At 57.4% G+C, this 730-nt stretch carries 1 protein-coding gene; it reads left to right on the top strand.

Annotation, left to right across the window (positions count from 1 at the left end):
- Positions 1-730: immunoglobulin-like domain-containing protein (locus ACM6IP_RS24005; protein ID WP_414862410.1), on the top strand; the 730-nt coding region annotated here is incomplete at both ends.

Raw genomic sequence — 730 nt, 5'->3', positions numbered from 1 at the left:
CGGTGGTCAGGATGCGATCGTCAATAAACTTGAGACCGTCTCGGCCAACAACTTCGAGAAGTTGACACTGGGCGAAGACCAATACACCACCACCGTTACCGACGAGCCAGGTTCGGGCGATCCAAAAGACCCAGCTAACGAAGGCGACAAAATCACCGTCACCATCGAAAGCAACGGTGATGTGCTGGAAAACGCGGCACCGAAGTTCACCGTCAAAGTCGATCAGGAACTGAAGCAAGACCTGACCGTCACCCTGAGCAACGGTGCAACCGTGGTGATCAAGGCCGGCACCACCAGCGTGCCGTACGAACTGAAAGCCCAGGGTGACGACGTCTACAAAGACGGCGAAACCATCAAACTGAGCGTCACTGACGCAACGGTTCCAGGTAAGTCGTTCGAAAACCTGGTGCTCGGCGACGAGGCTGTGGTCAAGGTGGGTGACACTCTCACCGAGGTGAAAGCCACACTGACTGTGGATAAATCCACTGTCGCCGAAGGTGGTGACGTCACTTACACCGTGACCCTGACCAACGCCGCCGGCATGCCGATGGCCAGCCATGGCCCGCTGGAGTTCACGCTGACCGATGGCACCGTGGTGAAAATCCCGGCTAACGGCACCAGCGGTACTGCAGTGGTCACCGCCAAAGACAACATCTTCACCGGCGGCCAGGACGCGATCGTCAACAAACTCGAGACCGTCTCGGCTAACAACTTCGAGAAGCTGACACTG

This window comes from Pseudomonas sp. IT-P176, assembly GCF_949767245.1.
Taxonomy (GTDB): Bacteria; Pseudomonadota; Gammaproteobacteria; order Pseudomonadales; family Pseudomonadaceae; genus Aquipseudomonas.
This window is presented reverse-complemented; position numbering and strand designations above follow the sequence as displayed.